Annotated in this window: 19 protein-coding genes and 1 tRNA gene; 10 read left to right on the top strand and 10 right to left on the bottom strand. The window is 64.8% G+C overall.

What is annotated here, in order from left to right:
- The first annotated feature begins 234 nt into the window (after positions 1 to 234).
- Both CXZ05_RS13785 and CXZ05_RS13790 read left to right on the top strand, forming a co-directional pair.
- A complete protein-coding gene (locus CXZ05_RS13785; protein ID WP_102973123.1) occupies positions 235 to 876 on the top strand; it encodes a LysE family translocator in 642 nt (213 codons plus the stop codon).
- Positions 877 to 1118: 242 nt separating this feature from the next.
- Positions 1119 to 1607, top strand: a complete 489-nt coding sequence (locus CXZ05_RS13790; RefSeq protein WP_102973124.1) for a hypothetical protein — start codon at positions 1119 to 1121, stop codon at positions 1605 to 1607.
- A gap of 7 nt (positions 1608 to 1614) precedes the next feature.
- Here the strand turns inward: CXZ05_RS13790 and CXZ05_RS13795 are convergent, their stop codons facing one another.
- The gene (locus CXZ05_RS13795; RefSeq protein WP_102973125.1) at positions 1615 to 2628 is read right to left on the bottom strand and encodes a LacI family DNA-binding transcriptional regulator; all 1014 of its coding nucleotides are present in this window, start codon (positions 2626 to 2628) and stop codon (positions 1615 to 1617) included.
- Positions 2629 to 2631: 3 nt separating this feature from the next.
- Positions 2632 to 4383 (bottom strand): glycoside hydrolase family 13 protein, encoded by a 1752-nt coding sequence (locus CXZ05_RS13800; RefSeq protein ID WP_102973126.1) that lies wholly within the window; start codon positions 4381 to 4383, stop codon positions 2632 to 2634.
- A gap of 224 nt (positions 4384 to 4607) precedes the next feature.
- Here CXZ05_RS13800 and CXZ05_RS13805 point away from each other — a divergent pair, with 224 nt between their 5' ends.
- Positions 4608 to 5978: an FAD-binding oxidoreductase gene (locus tag CXZ05_RS13805; RefSeq protein WP_102973127.1), complete on the top strand. Its 1371-nt coding sequence runs from the start codon at positions 4608 to 4610 to the stop codon at positions 5976 to 5978.
- Between the two features lie 35 nt (positions 5979 to 6013).
- Here CXZ05_RS13805 and CXZ05_RS13810 read toward each other — a convergent pair whose 3' ends face one another.
- The 5 genes from CXZ05_RS13810 to CXZ05_RS13830 form a co-directional block, all read right to left on the bottom strand.
- On the bottom strand, positions 6014 to 7225 hold the full coding sequence (locus CXZ05_RS13810) for an amidohydrolase (RefSeq protein ID WP_102973128.1): 1212 nt from the start codon (positions 7223 to 7225) through the stop codon (positions 6014 to 6016).
- Positions 7226 to 7234: 9 nt separating this feature from the next.
- Positions 7235 to 8653 (bottom strand): DUF4032 domain-containing protein, encoded by a 1419-nt coding sequence (locus CXZ05_RS13815; protein ID WP_102973129.1) that lies wholly within the window; start codon positions 8651 to 8653, stop codon positions 7235 to 7237.
- A 179-nt stretch (positions 8654 to 8832) separates the two neighbouring features.
- Positions 8833 to 9915 (bottom strand): ABC transporter ATP-binding protein, encoded by a 1083-nt coding sequence (locus tag CXZ05_RS13820; RefSeq protein ID WP_102973130.1) that lies wholly within the window; start codon positions 9913 to 9915, stop codon positions 8833 to 8835.
- A gap of 231 nt (positions 9916 to 10146) precedes the next feature.
- The gene (gene otsB / locus CXZ05_RS13825) at positions 10147 to 10974 is read right to left on the bottom strand and encodes a trehalose-phosphatase (protein WP_102973131.1); all 828 of its coding nucleotides are present in this window, start codon (positions 10972 to 10974) and stop codon (positions 10147 to 10149) included.
- Positions 10964 to 12376 carry a trehalose-6-phosphate synthase gene (locus CXZ05_RS13830; RefSeq protein WP_258006592.1) on the bottom strand — a complete coding sequence of 471 codons (1413 nt, stop codon included), beginning with the start codon at positions 12374 to 12376 and terminating at the stop codon, positions 10964 to 10966. Before CXZ05_RS13830 ends, otsB begins: the two co-directional genes overlap by 11 nt.
- 292 nt (positions 12377 to 12668) lie before the next feature.
- Between CXZ05_RS13830 and CXZ05_RS13835 the strand changes: the two genes are divergently transcribed.
- Together CXZ05_RS13835 and CXZ05_RS13840 are read left to right on the top strand one after the other, a co-directional pair.
- Positions 12669 to 13559, top strand: coding sequence for a DsbA family protein (locus CXZ05_RS13835; protein WP_102973133.1), 891 nt, complete (start codon positions 12669 to 12671; stop codon positions 13557 to 13559).
- A 159-nt stretch (positions 13560 to 13718) separates the two neighbouring features.
- Positions 13719 to 13792, top strand: a tRNA-Thr gene (locus CXZ05_RS13840).
- 345 nt (positions 13793 to 14137) lie between these two features.
- On the opposite strand, the gene CXZ05_RS13845 is transcribed toward CXZ05_RS13840, so the two are convergent.
- Complete coding sequence (locus CXZ05_RS13845) at positions 14138 to 15187, bottom strand: LacI family DNA-binding transcriptional regulator (protein WP_102973134.1); 1050 nt, start codon at positions 15185 to 15187, stop codon at positions 14138 to 14140.
- Between the two features lie 242 nt (positions 15188 to 15429).
- On the opposite strand from CXZ05_RS13845, the gene CXZ05_RS13850 reads away from it, so the two are divergent.
- From CXZ05_RS13850 to CXZ05_RS13860, 3 genes are read left to right on the top strand one after another with little or no spacing between them, the layout of a single operon-like run.
- The gene (locus CXZ05_RS13850) at positions 15430 to 16377 is read left to right on the top strand and encodes a ribokinase (RefSeq protein ID WP_102973135.1); all 948 of its coding nucleotides are present in this window, start codon (positions 15430 to 15432) and stop codon (positions 16375 to 16377) included.
- A gap of 7 nt (positions 16378 to 16384) precedes the next feature.
- Positions 16385 to 16855, top strand: a complete 471-nt coding sequence (locus CXZ05_RS13855; RefSeq protein WP_102973136.1) for an RpiB/LacA/LacB family sugar-phosphate isomerase — start codon at positions 16385 to 16387, stop codon at positions 16853 to 16855.
- Between the two features lie 57 nt (positions 16856 to 16912).
- Positions 16913 to 18298: an MFS transporter gene (locus tag CXZ05_RS13860; protein ID WP_102973137.1), complete on the top strand. Its 1386-nt coding sequence runs from the start codon at positions 16913 to 16915 to the stop codon at positions 18296 to 18298.
- Between the two features lie 792 nt (positions 18299 to 19090).
- On the opposite strand, the gene CXZ05_RS13865 is transcribed toward CXZ05_RS13860, so the two are convergent.
- The gene (locus tag CXZ05_RS13865) at positions 19091 to 19714 is read right to left on the bottom strand and encodes an NADPH-dependent F420 reductase (RefSeq protein WP_102973138.1); all 624 of its coding nucleotides are present in this window, start codon (positions 19712 to 19714) and stop codon (positions 19091 to 19093) included.
- Between the two features lie 111 nt (positions 19715 to 19825).
- A complete protein-coding gene (locus CXZ05_RS13870) occupies positions 19826 to 20560 on the bottom strand; it encodes an SDR family NAD(P)-dependent oxidoreductase (RefSeq protein WP_102973139.1) in 735 nt (244 codons plus the stop codon).
- Positions 20561 to 20686: 126 nt separating this feature from the next.
- Between CXZ05_RS13870 and CXZ05_RS13875 the strand changes: the two genes are divergently transcribed.
- Entirely contained in the window at positions 20687 to 21286 is a 600-nt protein-coding gene (locus CXZ05_RS13875) for a TetR/AcrR family transcriptional regulator (protein ID WP_102973140.1), read from the top strand.
- Positions 21287 to 21577: 291 nt separating this feature from the next.
- Positions 21578 to 21718, top strand: a complete 141-nt coding sequence (locus CXZ05_RS13880; protein ID WP_219726556.1) for a hypothetical protein — start codon at positions 21578 to 21580, stop codon at positions 21716 to 21718.
- Positions 21719 to 21934 lie beyond the last annotated feature (216 nt).

Here is a 21934-nt window from a genome sequence, read left to right on the forward strand (position 1 = left end):
GTACTGCACCCGGGAGGGTGTGGGAGAGTAGGTCACCGCCGGACACTATTTACGGCTCAGGCCCCGACGAAGAACGTCGGGGCCTGAGCATTTTAACAGGGCGCGTTCAACAAGTGCCCTGCCCAACCCGGGACCACCAAAACCCTCCCTCACCTCCTGCAGGTTTTTCCCGGACCCTTCCTCACCTCCTGCAGGTTTTTCCCGGATGCTTCCTCATCGGGGATAATCGTCACCATGACCCTCCCTTCGCTCGCTGCCTTCGCTGGACTGTGCCTCATTCTGTCCCTTACGCCCGGTCCTGACACGTTCCTGGTGCTGCGTATCGCGTTGAACCGGCCCAGCGCGGGGATTGCGGCTGCGGCGGGCTCAGCGGTTGCCGCTATTGCGTGGGCGGCCCTTGTCGGCGTGGGACTGGCAGCGATCCTGGAGCAGTCCGCCGAGGTGTTCCGCTGGCTCAAGATCGCGGGCGGTCTCTATCTGCTTTACCTCGGCATTTCCTCGTTCCTGAAGACGCGGAAGGCCGCCAACGACGGCACGCAGGGCGGTAAAGAAGGGGGCGCGCTTCGGTACAGCACCCTGGCCGGCCTCGGCGCGGGGGCGCTGTCCACTCTGCTCAACCCCAAAGTTGGCCTCTTCTACCTGGCGGTCGTCCCGCAGTTCATCCCTCAGGGCGGCGACACCATGGGCACCGCGATGGTCCTGGGCTCAGTGGAAGCAGTCATTGCATTCGGCTACCTGGCCGTCGTCGCGCTGATCGCTTACAAAGCGATGGGCTGGTTGCGACGCCCAAAGGTGAGCACCGGCGTCGAACGCGTCAGCAGCGGCGTCATCGCTGCCCTGGGTGCGGGCGTTATCGCCTCCGGCGCAAGCAGCTAGTCCCGCTACATTCACTGGTCCTCGAGCAGTTCGGGCGCGCGGCAGTTCTGATAGCGCATTTGAACCGACGGGATGTGAGGAAGCATTCGGGCCCAAGCGACGGGATGTGAGGAAGCATTCGGGCCCAAGCGACGGGATGTGAGGAAGCATTCGGGCCCAAGCGACGGGATGTGAGGAGGCGTCCGGGCTGAGGCGACGGGATGTGAGGAGGCGTCGGGTGGGGGCCGGTAGAGTTGGTAACCATGGAAAATCTCTTCAGCCACGCCGCCGGCGGCGAAGCGCCTGAGCCCGCAGTCAGCCTTGACCCGGTCATCTGCAGTGCTGTTGTCCCCGGGCCTGTGTCCCGCGCATTCATGGGGTTCACCGACCACACCCATCTCTGGTGGCCCATGGAGACCAACAGCGTGTATGGTCCGGGCTCGTACGTGGAGTTCGAGGAGAACCTGATCCTGGAGACCGCCGACGACGGCCGCAGCACCATTTGGGGCACCATTGACGATTGGCAGCCTCCGCTGTCCTTCCACGCGTCGTGGTACCCAGGCAGCACCGCTTTGTGGTCCACTGAGCTTCGTGTTGTGTTCCGGGGCGTAGAGAAAGGCACCGAGCTGCGAATCGTCCATGACGGCTGGGAAGGGGCCGAGGATCCGGCGGGCACCCGGGCCGCGTGGGAGAAGGACTGGCCGGAAGTGCTGGACCGGTACGCAAGGTTCATGGGCGGCGCTGGGGAGTAGCGGCAACCTAAGCCGGGGGTACCGCGGTGCTCCGCCGGACCACAAACCGCGTCGGGTACTCGGTGTTGACGACGGGCCGGCCCGTTCCGCCGTCGAACCCCTCGAGCAGCAGGCGCACAGCCAAGGCTCCCTGGCCGCGCGGATCCTGATCGACTGTGGTCAGGCCGAAGAGTTCACCCAGTTCGTGCCCGTCCATGCCGATGACTGACAGGTCTTCCGGAACCCTGAGCCCAAAGTCCCTGGCCGCCAAAATCGCTCCTATCGCCATCTCATCTGAGGCTGCAAAGACGGCCGTGGGCCGTTCCGCGGTTCCACCCAGCAGGTCCCGTGCCACGGCGTAGGCACCCTCGATGGTGAAGTCCGCCCTGACCACCCATGACGGCCGCACGGCTAGTCCTGCGGCCGTCAGCGCCTTCTCATAGCCTGCGCGCCGGGTTCGCGGGATCTTGAAGTCCTGCTCGTACACCGAGTCGCCCGTGATGTGCGCGATCCGGCTGTGGCCGAGCCGGATCAGGTGGTTGACGGCCGCCTCTGCCAGGCCGTGGTCGTCTATCCGGATGGTGGAGGCTCCGGGCAACGGCCCGCCGATACCCACCAGCGGCCGTTGGATGGCCATCATCTGGCCGATCTCGTCCTCGGTCAGCGCCAGTGCCGCCGCGATAACAGCATCCACGCGTTTCCGCAGCAGGAAGTCCTGGAGAATGCTCCGGCGCCGGACCGCACCCTCCGTGATGTTGTAGAGCGTCAGGTCATAACCAGCGTCGAGGAGAGCTGCTGATACGCCCTCCACCACCGAAGCGAAGTACCAGCGGCGCACGGTGGGGACCACGAGTCCGATGTTGCGCGTACGGCCCGAGGCGAGGCTGGATGCCTGGTAGGAGGGCACGAAGCCGAGCTCGGCCGCGGCTCCCCGGGCACGCTCACGGCTGGCCGGCGACACATGCCCCTTGCCGCTCAAGGCGCGCGAAACGGTGGCTATGGAAAGCCCGGCCCGTTCCGCAACGTCCTTGATGCCGGCCATGTCTCAGCTCGCCGTTGCCTCTGCAGGAATCCGCAGCCAGACGGTTTCCGCTGGGCCCAGGCCAAACCGCTGGTCCTCATCGTTAGGGCCCAAGCCCGACGAGCTGCGGAGCACAACTTCGCCGGCGGGCAGTTCCAGGGGATCGGGACCGGTGTTCATGACTACCAGGATGTCCCCGTTGAGGAACGCCAGGGACGACGCGGTGCACCATTCCTCCGCCCAGGCGAGGGAGCCGCGCCCAAGGTCCAGTTCACGCCGGACATTGAGCATGCGGCGGTACAGGTTCAAGTGCGACGACGGGTCCCCCGCCTGGGCGTCCCGGGCCAGTTTTGCGAAGCTTTCCGGCTGCGGCAGCCAGGGGGCGTCGCCGTCGCCGAAGCCGCTGTGGCGTTCGGATGCCTTCCACGGCAGCGGGACCCGGCAGCCATCGCGTCCCAACCGGGCACCGCCGGTGCGCGCAAAGGTCGGGTCCTGCCGCTGGCGGTCCGGGATGTCGATGCCGTCAGGCAGCCCAAGTTCTTCGCCCTGGTACAGGTATGCGCCGCCGGGGAGCCCCAGCATGAACAGGGACGCCGCCGCGGCCCGGGTCCTGCCCAGTTCCTCGTCCGGCTGAGGGTCCTGAGGACCGACGCCGTCGCCGTTCCGCGGCCCGGACCAGTCGTACCCGAAGCGGGTGGCGTGCCGGACGACGTCGTGATTGGAAAGCACCCAGGTGCTGGGGGCACCCACGGCGTCCAGGGACGTCAGGGACTCGGTCACGATGTGGCGCAGGCGGGGGAGGTCCAGCCCCGCGTGGAGGTAGGGGAAGTTGAAGGCCTGGTGCATTTCGTCGGGCCGGACCCAGTGGGCCAGCCGCGGCAGGGGGTCCACGTTGGCTTCCGCGCAGAGAATGCGGTCGGGACCGTACTCCTCGAGAATCCCGCGCCAAGCACGGTAGATGTCGTGCAGGGCCGGCTGGCCGAACATCGGTGCCTCGTGTCCGGGGAAACCGTCGGAGCTGCTGCCGTCCGCGCGCCCGCCCCAGGCGGGAAGGCCCGGGGCCTTGACCAAGGCGTGTGCAACGTCCACGCGGAACCCGGAGACGCCCCGGTCCAGCCAGAAGCGCAGGATGCGCTCGAACTCGTCGTGCACGGACTGGTTGTCCCAGTTGAAGTCGGGCTGTGATGAATCAAAGAGGTGCAGGTACCACTGGCCCGGAGCGCCGTCAGGTTCGGTGATGCGGGTCCAGGCGGAGCCGCCGAAGTGGGATTCCCAGTTGTTGGGTGGTTCGTTGCCCTCGGCGCCCTGGCCGTCGCGGAAGATGAACATGTCCCGTTCGGGGCTGCCCGCGCCGGCCGCCAGCGCCGCCTGGAAATCGCGGTGCTGGTCGGAGCAGTGGTTCGGGACCAGGTCCACGATGACGCGCAGGCCCAGGCGGTTCGCCTCAGCCACCATGCCGTCGAAGTCCCCGAGCGTGCCGAAGATCGGGTCGACGTCGCAGTAGTCGCTGACGTCGTATCCGGCGTCGCGCTGCGGTGAGCGGTAGAAGGGTGAAAGCCAGACGGCGTCCACGTTGAGCTCGGCAAGCTGTGGCATCTCGGCGGTGATCCCCGCAAGGTCACCGACGCCGTCGCCGTTCATGTCGCGGAAGGAGCGCGGGTACACCTGGTAGATGACAGCTGACCGCCACCAGCCGTGCGCGTTGTCCGGGGCGTGGATGGGCGTCAGGGAGCCGGCCAGCGGGGAGGCCGAGTGCAGAAACGAGTCAACAGACATTGGCCCATCCTAAGGGCGGGAAGGGACGCAATGAAAGCGTTTACACCTTTCACATGCTTGACAATTGGGGTCATGGAGCGGCGCGACGTGGTCACGCCAAGAGACCAGATTGGAAACGCTTCCAGCATCAGGCCGGACAGTCCCTCCTGCGAGTGGGCCAGAAGGGGCAGGGGGCGTGGCCCACGTGACATCTAGACTGGAGCAAAGTGATTGACGGGAGACCCATGGGCAGCATCGCCGACGAACTGACATCAATCCTGGGGCCGCGGAAGGTCCTCCGGGACGAGGCCGCACTCGCTGTGTACGCGGTGGACCAGGCCCCCGTGGTGGACTACCGGCTGCCAGCCGCCGTGGTTCTGGCGGAGTCCGTCGACGACGTCCAGGCCACCGTCAAAGCCTGCGCCGCCCGGAACGTGCCTCTGGTGCCCCGCGGCGCCGGCACCGGGGTCTCGGGAGGCGCCCATGCCAGCGATGGGTGCGTGGTCCTTGGCCTGGAACGGATGAACCGCATCCTGAAGCTCAACGCGGACGACGAGACCGCCGTCGTCGAACCGGGCGTTATCAACGCCGACCTGAACGACGCCGCCGCGGCGCACGGGCTGATGTTTGCTCCGGACCCCGCCAGTTTCAGGATCTCCACCGTCGGCGGCAACGTGGCCACCAACGCCGGCGGCCTGCGGTGTGCCAAGTACGGCGTGACCCGGGATTCGGTGCTGGCCCTGGACGTGGTCCTCGCGGACGGCACGCTCCTGCACACCGGGCACCAAACCTTCAAGGGCGTGGCCGGCTACGACCTGACCGGGCTGTTCGTGGGATCGGAGGGCACGCTGGGCATCGTGGTCGCCGCGACCGTCCGGCTGAAGTACCTGCCCCGTGAGGTGCACACCATCGCCGCGTTCTACCCCGACTTCCGGCAGGCGGCGGCCGGCGTGCTCGCCGTGGGCAAGGCCCGCGTGCAGCCGGCCATCATGGAACTGCTCGACGGCGGATCGCTGGCCCAGCTTGACGAGCTGCACGGCTCGGACCTCGCCTCGCGCGGAGCTTCGCTGCTTCTGGTCCAGACGGACGGCTTCGGGGCGGCGGCGGAGGCCGACGTCGTGCGTGAAGTGCTGGCGGCCGGCGGCGCGGTGGTCACCACCGAGGCCAGCGCGGAGGCGGAGCAGCTGGTGGAACTGCGGCGCAACAGCAGGGGCGTCGAGGTGGACGACCAGTACCGCGTGGGCGAGGACGTTGCCGTGCCACGCTCCCGGCTGGTGGACTACGTGGCGGCGCTCGAAGCGCTGGCCGAGGTTCACGGCGTCAGGCTGAAGGTGGTGGCCCACGCCGGGGACGGCAACCTGCACCCCACGTTCTGGATTGACCGCGTGAACGACGAGGTGGACGCCGGCGCCCTGCTTCGCCTGAACACGGCACTCGACGCGTCGATCGTGGCGGCGCTGGAAATGGGCGGGACCATCACGGGCGAGCACGGCGTGGGGCAGTACAAGCTGCGCTGGCTGGGCCTCGAGCAGCCGGAGCCGCTCCGCGAGCTGCAGCGCCGGGTCAAGAACCTCTTCGATCCCGCCGGCATCCTGAACCCGGGCAAGGCGATCTAAGGCAAGACGAAGGGCGGCTAAGGCCCCCGGCAGACCTAGACCAGTTCCAGACCGTCGGCGACGACCCTGCCTTGGTGGATTACGGTGCGGTCAGTGCCCCGGTCCATGACCGCGGAGGCCACCGTCTCGCCGTCGAGCAGCAGGAGCTCGGCAGGATCGCCCGCCTCAAGGCCGGGGCGGTGAGCCGTGCCATTGAGCCGCGTCGCCGACGGGTCCAGGACGCTGGCGCCGCCGACCGTGGCGATGGCAAGGCAGTGCCCGATCAGTTCGTCCCTGCGGAAGCCGTGCGTGAAGGCCAGCTGCCAGGTGCGGTCCAGCATGTCCGTGTTCCCGTAGGGGGACCAGTAGTCGCGCTGGCCGTCCTCGCCAAGGCCCACCCGGACACCGGCCTCGGCGAGCAGCGGGAGGGGGAGCTGGCCGGCTGCTGACGGTGCCACCGACGCCATGGAGATATCCAGTTCGGCGAACTCATCGATCAGCCGTCGGGTGGTGGCCTCGGAGACGCTGCCCAGCTGGTAGGCGTGGGACATGGTCACCTTGCCCTGCATGCCCAGGGCGCGGGTGCGTTCAAGCACCAGGTCGGTGCTGAAGACACCCAGTTCGCCGGGCTCGTGCAGGTGGATGTCGATGGGGATCTGGTACTTCTCAGCCAGCCCGAACACGATGTCGAGGTGCCGGGCGGGGTCGCGGTCCAGACCGCACGGATCGATGCCGCCCATGACGTTTGCGCCAGCCTTCAGCGCCTCTTCCATCAGCGGGATGGTGCCCTCCTCCCGCAGGAGGCCGGCCTGCGGGAAGGCGATGATCTCGACGTCGGCCCGGTCCCTGAACTGATCCTTGGCTGCCGCGACGGCGTCGAAACGCTGCAGACGGCAGTCCACGTCTACCTGGGCGTAGGAACGGACCCGGGTGGTGCCCCGCGCGATCATTCGGCCGAGCGTGTTGTTGACGCGTTCCTGCAGCGGGACTTCTGCGTTGCGCCAGTTCAGCCGGTCGTTCATCATCATGGTCCACACGCCAGGCCCGCCCGTGTGCTCGCGAAACGGCAGCCCGATCCGGGTGGAGTCCAGATGGACGTGGACGTCGGAGAAGGACGGCACCAGCAGCCTGCCGCGGCCTTCGACGACCGTCGCCACAGCCGGTCTCGCCGGGCGGTGCGGTTCGACGGCCGAGATCTTGCCGTCCGTAATGAGGACATCGCTCAGCGGCTGTCCCCACGGCCGGACGGCGCGGATCAGGGTGGTCAACGCAGGGCCTCAGTCGTCGGCGTCGGGATAGTCGTCCTCGGTCTCATCGGCCCCGTACCGGGATTCCTCGGTCTCCACGGCCAGGATCTTCAGCAGCTCCGTGTCCGGGTTCAGCATGATGGCGGCCTCGTCGCGGCGGTGGCGCAGGATCGAGTCGATGTAGGACTGGACGGCCTCGGCCAGCGGGATGTGCCGTTCCTGCTTTTCGGACATGTACCAGCGGTGCTCCAGCACCTCGTGCACGGCTTCGGCGGGTTCGAGCTTTCCGGAGAGGTCGCGGGGGATGGAACGGACGATCGGCTCGAAGATCTGGCTGACCCAGAGGTGCGCGCTGTATTCCTCGTCCATCTCCGGGTTGTTGTCGGCCCGGAAGGTGTCCATGTCGTTGAGCAGGCGGCGGGCCTGGTTCTCCTGGGCATCGAGGCCGGTCAGGCGCAGCAGACGGCGCATGTGGTGGCCGGCGTCGACCACCTTCGGCTGCAGCTGGATGGTGGAGCCGTTCTGCGTGGTCTTGATCGCGTACTCTTCGACGTCGAAGCCGAGCTCGTTGAGCCGGCGGATGCGGGCGCCGACCCGCCAGCGCTCGCCCAGTTCGAAGGATTCCTTGGCGGTCAGCTCCGTCCACAGGCGCCGGTAGCTTTCCATGATGAGTTCGCTGGTGGCCACGGGGTCCACCTTCTCCTCGATCAGCCCGCCGTCGAGGAGGTCCATGAGTTCCCCGGCGATGTTGACGCGGGCGATCTCCAGGTCGTACTCGCGCTGGCCCGTGGACAGGTCCGGGTACAGTTCGCCGGTTTCGGCGTCCACCAGGTAGGCGGCGAAGGCGCCGGCGTCCCGGCGGAACAGGGTGTTGGAGAGCGAGACGTCTCCCCAGTAGAAGCCGATGAGGTGCAGGCGGACCATCAGCAGCGCCTGGGCGTCGATGAGCCGGGTGAGCGTGTCCTTGCGCAGCATCTGCGAGAAGAGCGCGCGGTACGGCATGGAGAACTTCAGGTGCCGGGTCACGAGGACCGGGTTCAGGGGACGGCCGTCGGGGGTGGTGCGGCCGGTGATGACGGCGACAGGCTCCACGCAGGGCACATCGAGGCGCGCGAGCTTACGGAGCATGTGGTACTCGTGGCGGGCCACGTGCTCGGACGTTTCCTTGATGGCGATGACGGAGCCGCCGAGGTGGGCGAACCGCACGATGTGCCGGGAGATACCGCGGGGGAGCGCGGCCAGGTTTTCCGCCGGCCAGTCCTCGAGCGCTATGTGCCAGGGCAGATCGAGGAGTTCGGGGTCGGCGGCAGCGGCCGTGATGTTGAGGTTGCTTGCGACCGAGGCTGCCTTGTCGTCATTGGCGCTGGCGGCTTCGAACCGCGGCAGTTTGCCGATCTGCCCGTAGTCGGTGGGTTCGTCGTGCCACTGCGCGTTGTGTTCCTCGGTCATGGGTCAATTCTTCCGTATTTTGCGGGGGGTGCCTAAAAGGGGACAGCGGTTAAAGCCCGACGGCGGCCCTCCGGATGGGGAGGACCGCCGCCAAGGTTTTGGTTAGGGTGCCGGTGGGTGGGCCCACGCCGGCAGGATTCCCTGGCCGAAGCGGAGCGAGGTTAGGGAGCCGGTGGGGACTAGTCGCCCAGGCGCTCGCCGGTCTTGGTGTCGAACAGGTGCACGTGGCCGGACTGCGGACGGACCCAGATGGACTCGCCCTTCATCGGGGGACGGCGGCCGTCGACGCGGGCCACGATGTCGTGGGTCTTGCCGTCCAGCGTGGTGTGGCCGTAGACGTAAGCGTCGGCGCCGAGTTCTTCGACGACGTCGACCTCAACCTGGATGCCTTCGCCCTGGGCTGCGGTCTCGAGGTCTTCAGGCCGGCTGCCCAGGGTGACGGTCTGGCCGTGTGCCTCTTCAAGGATGTTGCGCGGCACGGGGTAAACGGTGCCGCCGAACTGGACGCCGCCGTCGACCACGGGAAGTTCCAGCAGGTTCATGGCGGGAGAGCCGATGAAGCCGGCCACGAAGACGTTCTTGGGGCGGTCGTACAGGTTGCGCGGGGTGTCCACCTGCATAAGGAGGCCGTCCTTGAGCACCGCAACACGGTCGCCCATGGTCATGGCCTCGACCTGGTCGTGGGTCACGTAAACGGTGGTGACGCCCAGGCGGCGGGTGAGGGAAGCGATCTGGGTGCGGGTCTGGACGCGGAGCTTGGCGTCCAGGTTGGAGAGCGGCTCGTCCATGAGGAAGACCTGCGGGTTACGCACAATGGCGCGGCCCATGGCAACACGCTGGCGCTGACCGCCGGAGAGTGCCTTCGGCTTGCGGTCGAGGTACTGCTCAAGGTCCAGGAGCTTTGCAGCTTCGCGGACCCGCTCGGCGCGCTCTTCCTTGCTGACACCGGCGATCTTGAGGGCGAAGCCCATGTTGTCCGCCACGGTCATGTGCGGGTACAGGGCGTAGTTCTGGAAAACCATCGCGATGTCGCGGTCCTTCGGCGGAACGTCGGTGACATCGCGGTCGCCAATGAGGATCCGGCCGGCGTTGACGTCCTCGAGACCTGCGAGCATGCGCAGGGAGGTGGACTTACCGCAACCGGAGGGTCCAACGAGGACCAGGAATTCGCCGTCGGCGATTTCGATGTTGAGCTTGTCAACAGCGGGCTTTTCAGTGCCCGGGTACAGACGCGTAGCGTTGTCAAAAGTAACTGTTGCCACAGTTATCAATCCCTTCACCGGCAGGTACGTGCCGGACGATCCGTAGTGAATGGTTCATGTAATTCAGTTATGCCCTACATGATGACTCCCCGGCCGGGGCCGAGGAGCATCCAGTGACGCCGCACGGTTCCTGTGCGCCACATCACAAAGAAGAGTATGTCAGATTTATCGCAAATCGGACAAAATGTTACGGACGTCACAGATGACATGCGTCACAGGGCATCCGCCGCGCTATCCCGCAGTGACGGCCTTCCGGCGTTCCCGCAGCAGCGCCTCGAGGAGTTCGGCGACGTGCGCCGGCGCCTCAACCCGGAACTGTGCCTGGGTGAAGTCGAAGCCCACCTTCACACCGACGTCGTGCTGCCCGAGACGGGCCAGGGCGTCCTCGTCGGTGGTGTCGTCGCCAGCGAAGAGTACGCCCGAGGCGCCCGTGGCCTGCCGCAGGAAGTCAACGCCCTCACCCTTGGACGCGTGCACCACGGACGTTTCGAGGACGCGCTTGCCGTTCTTGAGGTAGACGCCCGGACGCTCCTGGAGTGCGGCGCGGGCAGCGGCGACGGCATCCTCGGCGACGTCGTCGGCCGCCAGCCGGGTGTGCAGGACAACGCCGGCGGGTTTTTCCTCCAGGACAGTCCCGGGGGCCAGGTCCACGATTTCCGTCAGGATGCCCCGGACCTCCTCGAGGAGCGACAGCTGTGCGGGGTCGAGGGTCAGCGGTGCGGAGCCCGGGCCCAGCCACGCCTCGGCGCCGTGGCTGCCGATCAGCAGGGTCTCCTCCGGCGGGGAGGCGACCGCCCGCAGACTGTCCAGTGCCCTCCCGGAGATGAGTGCCGTCGTCGTCCGCGGTAAAGCGGTCAGCTCCGCGAAGGCGGCAGCCGAGCGGGGGAGCGGGCGTGCGTCCCCGGCGTGGTCCACGATGGGGGAGATGGTGCCGTCGAAGTCCATGGCCACCAGCAGGTGCTCCGTGCCGGCGATGCGGCGCACCGCCTCCAGCAGTTCGGGGGACAGCGTCAGCCGGGTGCGGCCTGCCTCTTCGGGGTGCTCTGCCTCAGGAGTCATCGCGGATTACCTTCTCGTTGAGGGCGTTCAGGAAGCCGGCCGACCAGCGGTCGACGTCGTGGTCCAGGATCTGCTTGCGCATGGCGCGCATGCGGCGGGCCGATTCCCGGGAGGACATCTTGACCGCCCTCATCACCGCGTCCTTGAGGCCGTCGATGTCGTGCGGGTTCATCAGCAGGGCCTGCTTGAGCTGGTCCGCGGCGCCGGCGAATTCGCTCAGCACCAGGGCGCCGTCGTTGTTGGTGCGGGCCGTGACGTACTCCTTGGCGACGAGGTTCATGCCGTCGCGCAGGGCGGTGACCAGCATGACGTCCGCCGCCAGGTAGAGCGCCACCATCTCTTCCACCGGATAGCTGTGGTGCAGGTAGCGTACCGCCGTGTTCTCGATCGTGTCGTAGGTGCCGTTGATGTGGCCCACGGTGCCTTCGACCTCTTCACGCAGGAGCCGGTACTGCTCCACGCGCTCGCGGCTGGGGCTGGCAACCTGGATCAGCGTCGCGTCGCCAACCTTGAGCTTGCCCTCGTCCAGGAGCTCCTCGTAGGCCTTGAGCCGGTGGCCGATGCCCTTCGTGTAGTCCAGCCGGTCCACGCCCAGCAGGATGGTCTTGGGGTTGCCGAGGTCCTGCCGGATCTGGCGGGCGCGTTCGATGATCTCGGGCTTCTGGGCCAGTTCAGTGATGTGCTGGACATCGATGGAAATGGGGAAGGCCTGGGCGCGGGCGATATGGGTGAGATCGCCGTCGGTGTCCTTGACATGGACCTGCTGCTGCTTGACGCTGGCGCCAAGGAACCGCCGGGCCGAACGCATGAAGTTGCCGGCGTCGCTACTGCGCTGGAAGCCCACCAGGTCAGCCCCCAGCAGCCCGTCGATGATGGCCTGGCGCCAGGGGAGCTGGGCGAAGATCTCCGGCGGCGGGAACGGGATGTGGTTGAAGAACCCGATCTTCAGGTCCGGCCGCGCTTGGCGCAGCATCCGCGGCACCAGTTGGAGCTGATAGTCCTGCACCCAGACAGTTGCGCCCTCGTCGGCAGTACGGACGACGGCGTCGGCGAACCTTCTGTTCACCGTGCGGTAGGCGTCCCACCAGGTTCTGTGGAACTCCGGCGGCGCGATGACATCGTGGTACAGGGGCCACAGCGTGGCGTTGGAAAAGCCTTCGTAATACAGCTCAACGTCATCGCTGCTGAGCTGTACCGGGACGAGGTCCATGCCGCCATGGCTGAATGGCTCCACTGTTTCGTCTGCGGCACCGTGCCAGCCCACCCAGGCTCCGTCCGTCCTGGTCATCATCGGAGCAAGGGCAGTGACCAGGCCGCCGGGGGAGCGCCGCCAGCCGGAGCCGTCATCTCCCGGCTCGCCGGGCGCGCAGCGGTCCACAGGCAGGCGGTTGGAGACCACCATGAAGTCGTACTTGGTGGCATCCTCCGGCCCGTCCGAGGTGGCGTCCGAGCTGCTGCCGGGCACGGCCGCGCTTTCCGTTTTTGTGTCGGATTTGTCGCTTACAGCTCCGTGCATTGGGGCTCCCTGAGGTTGCTTGTGACTCTTATCAACCCTATCGGCCCGGAATCTTCCGGGCCATTCGTCCGTTGGTCAGCCTGAAACGAATACTTGAAAGCGCAAGCTCCGGGTTCTCCCCTAAACTGGGGGAGTTGCCCCTGGTGGCCCGCACTTGTCCGTACGACACGAGGAACTAATGAGCCCCGCAAATGAACCCCGCCAGTCCAAAGCAGAACGCACGGCCGAGGCCCGCGAGAAGGCCCGCGAAATCCGGGAAGCGCAGCTTAAGAAGGACAAGCGGAACAAACTGCTCATTGGCTGGGGCATCGTGGTCGCCGTCGTGGCCATCCTTGCCGTCGTCGCACTTGTGGTAACCACCAGCCTTAAGAACAACGCCCCGGTGGCGGACCAGGGCCCCACCCCGGCCAACGGCAATGTCCATGGCGGCATCACGCTGCTCAAGGGCACCGAAGTGGCAAAGTCCGACGCTGCGTCCGTGAACGTTGCAGACATTCCGGCGCCTGCCGCCTCGGCACCTGCAACGGTCACGGCGCCGGGCGCGGAAGCCGAAAAGGGCAAGCCGGTGAAGGTCGTCCTTTACATCGACTTCATCTGCCCCGTCTGCAAGAACTTCGAGGCGACGTACAACGAGACCCTGACGAAGCTCCGCGACGAAGGCAAGATTACCGTGGAGTACCGCGCCCTGGGCTTCCTGGACAGCCGCTCCACCACCAACTACTCGTCGCGTGCGGCCAACGCCGCTGCCTGCGTGGTGAACGAATCCCCGGAGAAGTACTCGGCGTTTGTGGACACCCTGTTCGCCAACCAGCCGGCCGAAGGCAGCGCCGGGCTTTCCGACGACGAACTGAAGAAGATGGCCACGGACGTGGGCGCCAAGAGCATCGACTCCTGCGTCGAGAACAAGACGTACCGTCCCTGGGTCAAGTACACCACCCAGGAGGCCGCAGCCATTGGCGTGAGCGGTACGCCGACGGTCCTCGTGGACGGCAAGCAGTGGGGCAAGGGCGACAGTGCCCAGACCGAATTCCCTGCATTCGTCGACGCGGCCATCAAGGCCAAGGCCTAAGCGCTCTTTGTGGGGCGGTGGCCCGGCTCCGGATTTTCCGGTGGCCGGGCCACTGTTCGTTTAACCTGGCGTTTGTTTTACGGGCGCCCGTTTTTACGGGCGGGCGGTCCTTGGGCTAACCTTATCTAGCGCCGTCACGGCGCCTGCCCTGATGGGCGTGCCTCCTTAGCTCAGTTGGCCAGAGCACCGCTCTTGTAAAGCGGGGGTCGTCGGTTCGAATCCGACAGGGGGCTCTTATTTTGGCTTTCACTTGCACGTTTAGTGCTGTCGGTGCCTCTAAAGCCTTTTTCTCCGTGATTTCGGGGCGGTTCGTCGGTTGGAGGTCCGCCATGGATGCAGATGAAGCTCTGACGTGCGGTTTTGTTCCCGGTGCCCAGCCTACGGGAGCCAATTTCAACGTTACTCACCCTATTCTGACAAGCTTTGCTGGCCTACCTGACGTCAGGTTGGGGTGTGGTTCACTCGGAGCCGAAATAGTTCTCCAGGTAGGCGGCAGGCGGCAAGTTCTTGAGCTATTTCTAAAACCGTCGAATTACGGGAAGGGCGCTGACGGAGTGCTTCGGCATGCCGGTTTGGTGTTAGCGCGCGGGTAGCGTGCTGGATCGCGCTTGTCCGGGTTCGAACGGCCCGGTGAGGGGTCCTGCCCTGTCAACGAACGAAGTAGCTACTCGCTGGGAAGCAACGGTACGCCCGGCCAGCAGGTCCAGAAGTCCCTGGACCCCTAGCCTCCCGATCGCGGCAGCATCGTTGCGGACCCCGCTGACGGCGGGAACGGCAAACTCGAACCAATCAAGATCGTCAAAAGAGACGATGTCAATATGTGATGCCTGTTCTGGCCCGAGCCTCCGCCTCAGCGCCCGCATCGCGCCAAGTGTTGTGGGTCCGTTCGTCCCGAAAACTGCTGTCGGGCGGACACCCCGATCCAGAATTCGATACATGGCCGCCTCAGAGCCATCAGCAAGGAAGTCGCCGGCATCAAGCAATCGGTCATCCAAGCTGATGCCATGCGCCTCACGGCCAGCCAGATACGCGGCCCTTCGTTCGGCGCCGGTCGAGAACCCCTGCGGCCCACCAACGAATGCCACGTCACGATGCCCCCTGGCTTGGAGCCAATTCAAGACGCTAGCAACGCCTCCGGCATTGTCTGTGGCAAAAAGCGGCGCGTCCACGCCCTCCATTTCTCGGTTGAGCAGAACAACCGGAAGACCAGAGGCTAAGAGGACATCCAGCTGCCCGGACCGACCTCCCTGCGGGGCCAAGAGAAGCCCGTCAATGCGTTGAGCGGCAAAGATTCGAAGGTACTCGTCGGCTTGGGCAGCATCTTCATTGGCATTTGCGAGAAGCACTGTGTAGCCACGCTTCCGCGCCTCCTGCTCAGCGGCATGGGCAAGCTCAGAGAAAAACGGATTGCGAATGTCGGACACAAGAAGGCCGATAACGTCCGTCTTCGAACGACGCAAGGACCTGGCCGGCCCATTAGCTATGTACTTGAGTTCAGCAGCTGCTGCCAGGACCCGCGTGCGGGAATCCTGCGAAGTCTGGCTACTGCCGCTCAACACACGCGAAGCCGTGCCCAAGGCAACACCTGCGCGCTCTGCGACGTCTTTGATGGTAGCTACCTGGCTCACCCCTCCTGTGGAAACGTTTCAACCCTACTGGGAACGCGGTAACCAAGGCAAGGAGCCGAGAGGGAGTTGGCCGTGTCAAAACAGTTGCAGGCAAGACGGCACCGTTGACATTCAGAACAGGTGTCTTGCATACTCGTGGAAACCTTTCCATGGAAACCTTTCCATAGAAGGTTTCCATCAGCGACTACCATCCTCCAAGGCTGTTGGTCGTAAATCGCCTGAAGCCACCAAGGAGCAAAGCTATGAACACGGTCTTCGTGGTCGGAAGCCTGAACATCGACCAGACCATCCGGGTCCCGTCCTTTCCGCGGGCCGGTGAAACAATCCGAGGATCGGACGCAACGTTCAGCCCGGGCGGCAAGGGAGCCAACCAGGCGGTGGCGGCCTCCCGGGCGGGGGCCGCCGTAAGGCTGGTGGGACGTGTTGGTCAGGATGCCCACGGGGCGGCCATCCTGCAGGTGCTGGCCGAGTCCAACATCGACAGCAGCCACGTGAAACTGACAGATTCGGCTTCCACTGGCACTGCAGTCATCGCCGTAGATGACCAGGGTGAAAACCAGATCATCCTCAGCCCCGGTGCGAACGCGGCACTGTCATTCGCCGATGTAGACGCGGGGCTGGCAACTTTGACCCCCAATGATGTGCTGGTTCTCCAACTGGAAATTCCCCGGGACATCGTTCGGCACGCCGCGCGTGCCGCCAAGCTTTGCGGCGCCTTTGTCATTCTCAACGCTGCCCCCTCTCCACTGGAGATTGAAGGGCTGTTCGATGACATTGACCTGCTCGTAGTCAATGAGCAGGAGATCCAGGACCTCGCCCGTCTGGCCAATGCATCGGGCGACCTCGCCGAGCTGACGGAGACCCTCCCGTCCGTTCTCGGCCCGGCAGTGCTGTGCACAGCGGGAGCACAAGGCGCCGTCACTTTCCTTGGCCGTAGGCCTGTCCATATATCGGCACCTGAAGTATCCGTCGCGGACACGACCGCCGCGGGCGACACGTTCGTCGGTTATCTCGCCGCATCGCTGGCTGCTGATCGCGAACTCCCTGCCGCGATGGCCATTGCCGGCCGCGCGGCGTCGATCGCCGTGACCCGCCCCGGGGCCGTGGAATCCATTCCCTGGCGCCATGAACTACCAACCCTGCAAGACCACGACACCCAATCCGCAGCCCTTTTTCTTTCCCACCCTTAGGAGTCACATGAAAATCGCTCTCGGAAATGACCACGCCGGCTTCCCACTGAAGGACTTTGTTCGCTCAGTCCTGGAAGGCCTCGGCCACGACGTCCTTGACCGCGGCGCACCCGACGAGTTGCCCGTCGACTTTCCTGACATCACACGCGCCACCTGCGAACTTGTCCTGACCGGCGAAGCCGACAAAGCCGTCCTGGTTTGCGGAACCGGCGTGGGGGCAGTCATGGCAGCCAACAAGATCCCGGGCATACGTTGCGCGTTGGGACACGACGTCTACTCTGCGCATCAGTCCGTGGAGCACGACGACGCGAACGTCATCGCCATGGGGGCCTGGCTCATCGGCCGCGCCACAGCCAAAGAAGTCCTCGAGGCCTTCCTCGTCGCGAAGTTCGACGACGACGAAGACACCAAACGGCGAGTAGCGAAACTCCGGGAACTCGAACTCCTGGGAGCCAGGAACCTGGCAGACGAAATCTAACCCCCTCCGCAACCCAAAACTAGAAGACACAATGGAAATATCAAAGGAGATATCACGATGACGGCACAACTTTTCGACCGCTCCCGGCAAGCCGCGCATGGGTCCCCAGGTAAATTCAAGACGGCCTTTGCTTCAGGCGCCGGCACCTGCGTCGAGAACTACGACTTCGTCGCGTACGGCACCGCTGCCGCACTGTACTTCGGCAAGGTCTTCTTCCCCAATACCGACCCTGTCGTGGGGACACTGCTCGCCTTCGCCACTCTCGCAGTGGGCTTCTTCATGCGACCCGTGGGCGGCGCCATCGGCGGCTACCTCGGTGACAAGCACGGACGCAAACCCGTGCTCGTAGGAGCGCTCCTGGCTATGGGCATCGCCACCGTGCTCATTGGCTGCCTTCCCACCTACGACCAAGTCGGCGTTCTCGCTCCCATCCTGCTCATCATCATTCGAATGATCCAGGGGCTTGCCTTCGGCGCCGAGTGGGGCGGAGCAGTCATGATGACGTTCGAGCACGCGCCTTGGAAGAAAAGGGGGCGCTTCGCCGCGATCCCTCAAGCCGGAAATCCGCTCGGCATCACGTTGGCCAATGCAGCCTTCCTGCTCTCCGCATCCCTGCAAACCGACTGGGCGTGGCGGCTGCCCTTCCTGGCAAGTGCCGTCCTCATCGTCGTCGGGCTCGTCGTACGGATGAAACTCGAAGAATCCCCGGAATTCGTCAACGCCAAGCACCACGGCGCGATCGTGAAGAATCCCTTGGCAACAGTCTTCAAGAACGACTGGCGCAACATCCTGCGCGTGATCTCACTGCGCATCGTTGAGAGCTGCGCCTACTACGTCACCGCAACGTTCCTGCTTTCCTACATCACCCAAAACAACCCAGCTGACCGCGCCGTAGGCCTGACCGGCATCGTGCTCGCCAGCCTCATCGCGATCCCCGTAACCCTGCTCGCAGGCAATCTGACCGACCACATCGGCCGCCGCAAGCTCTACCTGGGCGGCGCAATCGCCGTGATCATCTTCGGCTTCCCGATGTTCATGCTCAGCAACACCGGCAACCCCGTTCTCATAGTGCTCGCCTTCGTCATAGGTATCGGCCTTATCCACGCCACCTTCACTGGAACGCAGGGAGCCTGGTTCGCAGAACTCTTCCGGACCAACACACGGACCTCCGGCGCCTCCATCGGCTACCAGGTAGCAGCCTCAATCTCAGGGCTTGCCCCCTTCCTCGCAGTACTCCTGGCAGCAAACTTCGGATGGGCCGGCGGCGCCTCCCTGTACGTCCTCGTGGGTGTCATCGGGCTGCTCGGCGTACTGACCACGCGCGAAACATGGGGCTCCAAAGAAAAAGCTGAAGTGGACTTGATCATCGCAGGCCCCGCCAATAACGAAGCAACAGAGGCTTCCAACCAGAACGTAGAACAATTCCACACCAACCACAGCTAGGGCGTCAGTTAGCCAATAAGGTGAGAGCCAGCGGACGACAGGACGAGGTCAGTCCGCTGGCTCCCCAGCGCAGCCTGCGGGATATGAAGAAGCAGCGAGTAGCTCCTTCTCCCGCCCTTTACTGCATGCACGGGTGTCCAAGCAGAACTAATAGCCCCGCCGGCCCCTGTTGAAGGAGCTATAGGCAGCACCCGCCCTACGCGCATTTCACTTTGAGGAAGAGCAATACTTCACGCGATTCGCACCATCCTCCATGTAGCGACGACAGACGCCGCCGAGATTGACGATTTACTGAGTTCAACAGTTGAAAGCCTCATCCCTGACGCCCTTGCAATAAATCACGGCATCAGAGTGACCCGAATCGGGCCCGGAGAATACACCGTCGAAACCGCCGCGGATGTTGCCTGCGGTTATACGGTTTCGAGCTGCATTTGAACCACGATAGAAGCGTCGGGGCCCAGGGCATGCTCGGCGACCAGCACGGGCATCAGTTGGGACAGTGGGGGCTATGTCACATGTCGTGACGGGAGTCGTCTGCGGGACAACGAGTAGGAGCTCCGGCCATGCCGGTCCTCCCTTGTCAGGCGGTTTTGACGTCAGGTTTGGGTGTAATCCAAACGAATGAAACGAGGCGAGCGAAGTTTCCGAGTTTGAGCATGCGGCTGCGCTGGGCGCGAGTAGCCGCACACAGGGAAATTGAACGCTCGTCCTGAGTGATCCCCATGCGGCGGGGTACGCCGCATGCTCTAAGGAAACTCATGGTTACCGCTCTTCTGCCCTCGGGGCCCGGGCTCAGTCGGTGAATTCGTTGGCGCCGAGGGCGAAGTCCCAGTGGCCGACCCCGTTGCCGGCCAGGCCTACCGTGACCAGACCTATTCCTTCCAGCCAGTGCGCCATTTTCAGGCCCCCGACATCCAGCGGGCGGAGCCCGAGGCTCCCGATGAATGCCGCCACGTCCGCTTTGGCCTGCGCATCGTCACCTGCCATGAAGACGTTTGGCCGGCCCTTCTCCAGGACGTTGCGGAAGATGGTGTTGAATGCCTTCACCACGCTGGCGCTGGCCGGGGCCGTCTTGGCGACTTCCTGCGCGATCGAGGTTTCCTCGCTGTGGGCCAGGCCGTCGAAGGTGGCGTTGAAGGGGTTGCTGATGTCGATGATGACCTTGCCGGCGAGGGCGTCTCCGTACTCCGTGACGACCGGAACGACGCCGTCGTACAACAGGGCGGTGATGACGATGTTCCCGGCCGGGACGGCGCCCCACGTGCCCGTCGTCGTGCCGCCGCCCAGAGCCTTGGCCAGGCGATCGACCTTGGACTGACCGCGTCCCATGACCTCGACGGTATTGCCGCCTGCCACCGCGAGCGTGCCGATTGTTCGGGCCATGTTTCCCGTACCGATGATGGTGATGCTGCTCATGAGATGTGCTCGTTTCTTGTTCTCGAGGTGTCGCTCTGTCTCGTTCGAGACCAATTCGTTGTAGCGACTGGGATGTTGCAGGGCGTGCCCGCAAGGATTCCTGCTGTGGGGTCAGATGGCGGTGGTGCCGCCGTCGGCGACCAGCTCCAGGCCGTTGACGTAGCTGGAGTCCTCGGAAGCCAGGAAGAGGGCGACGGAGGCGATTTCTTCGGGCCGGCCCATCGTTCCGCGGGGGATCAGGGACTCGAATGCGACCTTGGTTTCCTCGTCGAACAGTTCTTCCTGTTTGGCGGTGCCGACCTGGCCGGGTGTCAGGACGTTGACCCGGATCTTGCGGTCGCGCAATTCGTTGAGCCAGACACGGGCCCAGGCCTGCTGGACCGCTTTGCTTCCCGCGTAAAGGCTCCAGCCAGGGAATGCGCCCAGGGAGGCGTTGGATCCGGTCATGAAGATCGAGCCGTTGTCATTGATCAGCGGCAGGGCCTTCTGCACCGTGAACAGGGTGCCCCGCGCGTTCAGCGAGAAGGCGCGGTGGAACTGCTCGTCAGTGATGTCGCCGAGGACGGCGGGTTCCCCTATCCCGGCACTGGCCCACAGCACATCGATCGAGCCCTTCTCCCGCTTGACGGTGTCGTACAAGCGGTCCAGGTCGTCCAGGTCGGCCGCGTCACCTTGCACGGCGGTGACGTTCCGGCCGATCAGCTTGACGGCTTCATCCAGAGCTTCCTGCCGCCGGGCCTGGATGAAGACGTGCGCTCCTTCCTTGACGAACAGTTTGGCGCCCGCCAATGCCATACCGGTGGATCCGCCGGTGATCACTGCGACCTTGCCATCAAGCTTTCCCATGATTGCTCCATTTCATATGCCCTGCCGATGCTAAGTACACCGATCTGAGTACTTAACGTAACCGAGCAGTGATGCGGGGCGCAAGTTATGTACACCGATCAGTACCCTTTGCGCTAAACTGGACATATGACGGAGTTGAAGAAGGGGCCGCAAGGCGTGCGGCGCGGCAGGGGTGCACGGGAGCGGATCCTCACCGCGTCACAGCAACTGTTCCGCGATCAAGGCATCAACAGCACCGGGATGGACCAGCTCTGCGCTTCGGCTGAGGTGTCCAAGCGGACGTTGTACCAGCACTTCCCCGGCAAGGACGAGCTGATTGCCGAATGCCTCCGCCAATTCGATCCGGACATCCTGCCCGAGGTTTTCGACCGCACCGATCTCACACCCCGCGAACGACTCCTCGCCATCTTCGAGATTCACGCACCCCTCTGCCCATTCATTGCAGCGGCGGTCGAAATCCCCAATCCTGCCCACCCGGCGCGCGCCTACGCCAGCGACTACAAAAAAGACTTCGCCGCACGGCTCACCGACACCGCCCGCGAGGCGGGCGCCACTGACCCCGAACAGCTCGGCGAGCAACTGGCGCTGCTCCTGGACGGCGCCTCAGCCCGCAGCCGGGTCCTCAACACCGACACCTTCGCCACCGCCGCCGCCATCGCCGCCGTCCTCGTAGACAACGCCATCCCCGCAGAAACGGCAGTGGCCGCCGCTTCGCTTGCGAACTGACGAGCCTGCAACGCCGCCCAGAACCGCTGCGCCAACTCATGCCGATACGCCGCTGACAACTCCGCCACAACACGCTTGGCTCGCTCAATGGTGCAACCACCAAGGACCCAATGAATTGGCTTACGCGCATTCGGGTCACATGTAGCGCTGTGAAAAAGCCGGCCATTTATCGCTACGAATCTCATCTGACGGCGCTGGCTGGGCTTCCTCGCGTCAGGTCGGATGTGCCCCACTTGGACAGTCTCTGAAGACGCCTGTGGAACGCTCCTACTTGGTGCTTCGTCGGCCCAGTTGCTCCAGCTCATCCACGGCTTCGAATCCCTGGGCTACATCGCGGTGGAATTGAGAACCCACTGGCACAACCAGCGTCTCGCGGCTGTTGCCCGGCTGGGCGCCAAGCAGGACGGAGTTCTGCGCAACCACGACCTGTAGCGCGACGGCACGGTGCGCGATGGCGCGTGGTCGAAGGGGATAGCCTCGATCTGGCCTTCCCTCATCCTTGGGAGCACCATTTGGCCGAGCGTAATCTGGCAGCGATCTGGGCAAATTATCGCGATCTTGGCTACCGGCGGATGATCTACACGAACACGGTGAGCGTCCGGTTCTCTCAGGAACTAGCGGCCGCCATGGGAGATGACCCCAGAATTA

Origin of the sequence: Arthrobacter sp. AFG20, assembly GCF_002892795.1 — a bacterium.
Taxonomy (GTDB): domain Bacteria; phylum Actinomycetota; class Actinomycetes; order Actinomycetales; family Micrococcaceae; genus Arthrobacter.

Coding starts and splice junctions, on each gene's coding strand:
- CXZ05_RS13785 (WP_102973123.1), top strand. CDS start 235: ATGACCCTCCCTTCGCTCGCTGCCTTCGCTGGACTGTGCCTCATTCTG.
- CXZ05_RS13790 (WP_102973124.1), top strand. CDS start 1,119: ATGGAAAATCTCTTCAGCCACGCCGCCGGCGGCGAAGCGCCTGAGCCC.
- CXZ05_RS13795 (WP_102973125.1), bottom strand. CDS start 2,628: ATGGCCGGCATCAAGGACGTTGCGGAACGGGCCGGGCTTTCCATAGCC.
- CXZ05_RS13800 (WP_102973126.1), bottom strand. CDS start 4,383: ATGTCTGTTGACTCGTTTCTGCACTCGGCCTCCCCGCTGGCCGGCTCC.
- CXZ05_RS13805 (WP_102973127.1), top strand. CDS start 4,608: ATGGGCAGCATCGCCGACGAACTGACATCAATCCTGGGGCCGCGGAAG.
- CXZ05_RS13815 (WP_102973129.1), bottom strand. CDS start 8,653: ATGACCGAGGAACACAACGCGCAGTGGCACGACGAACCCACCGACTAC.
- otsB (WP_102973131.1), bottom strand. CDS start 10,974: ATGACTCCTGAGGCAGAGCACCCCGAAGAGGCAGGCCGCACCCGGCTG.
- CXZ05_RS13830 (WP_258006592.1), bottom strand. CDS start 12,376: ATGGTGGTCTCCAACCGCCTGCCTGTGGACCGCTGCGCGCCCGGCGAG.
- CXZ05_RS13835 (WP_102973133.1), top strand. CDS start 12,669: ATGAGCCCCGCAAATGAACCCCGCCAGTCCAAAGCAGAACGCACGGCC.
- CXZ05_RS13850 (WP_102973135.1), top strand. CDS start 15,430: ATGAACACGGTCTTCGTGGTCGGAAGCCTGAACATCGACCAGACCATC.
- CXZ05_RS13855 (WP_102973136.1), top strand. CDS start 16,385: ATGAAAATCGCTCTCGGAAATGACCACGCCGGCTTCCCACTGAAGGAC.
- CXZ05_RS13860 (WP_102973137.1), top strand. CDS start 16,913: ATGACGGCACAACTTTTCGACCGCTCCCGGCAAGCCGCGCATGGGTCC.
- CXZ05_RS13865 (WP_102973138.1), bottom strand. CDS start 19,714: ATGAGCAGCATCACCATCATCGGTACGGGAAACATGGCCCGAACAATC.
- CXZ05_RS13870 (WP_102973139.1), bottom strand. CDS start 20,560: ATGGGAAAGCTTGATGGCAAGGTCGCAGTGATCACCGGCGGATCCACC.
- CXZ05_RS13875 (WP_102973140.1), top strand. CDS start 20,687: ATGACGGAGTTGAAGAAGGGGCCGCAAGGCGTGCGGCGCGGCAGGGGT.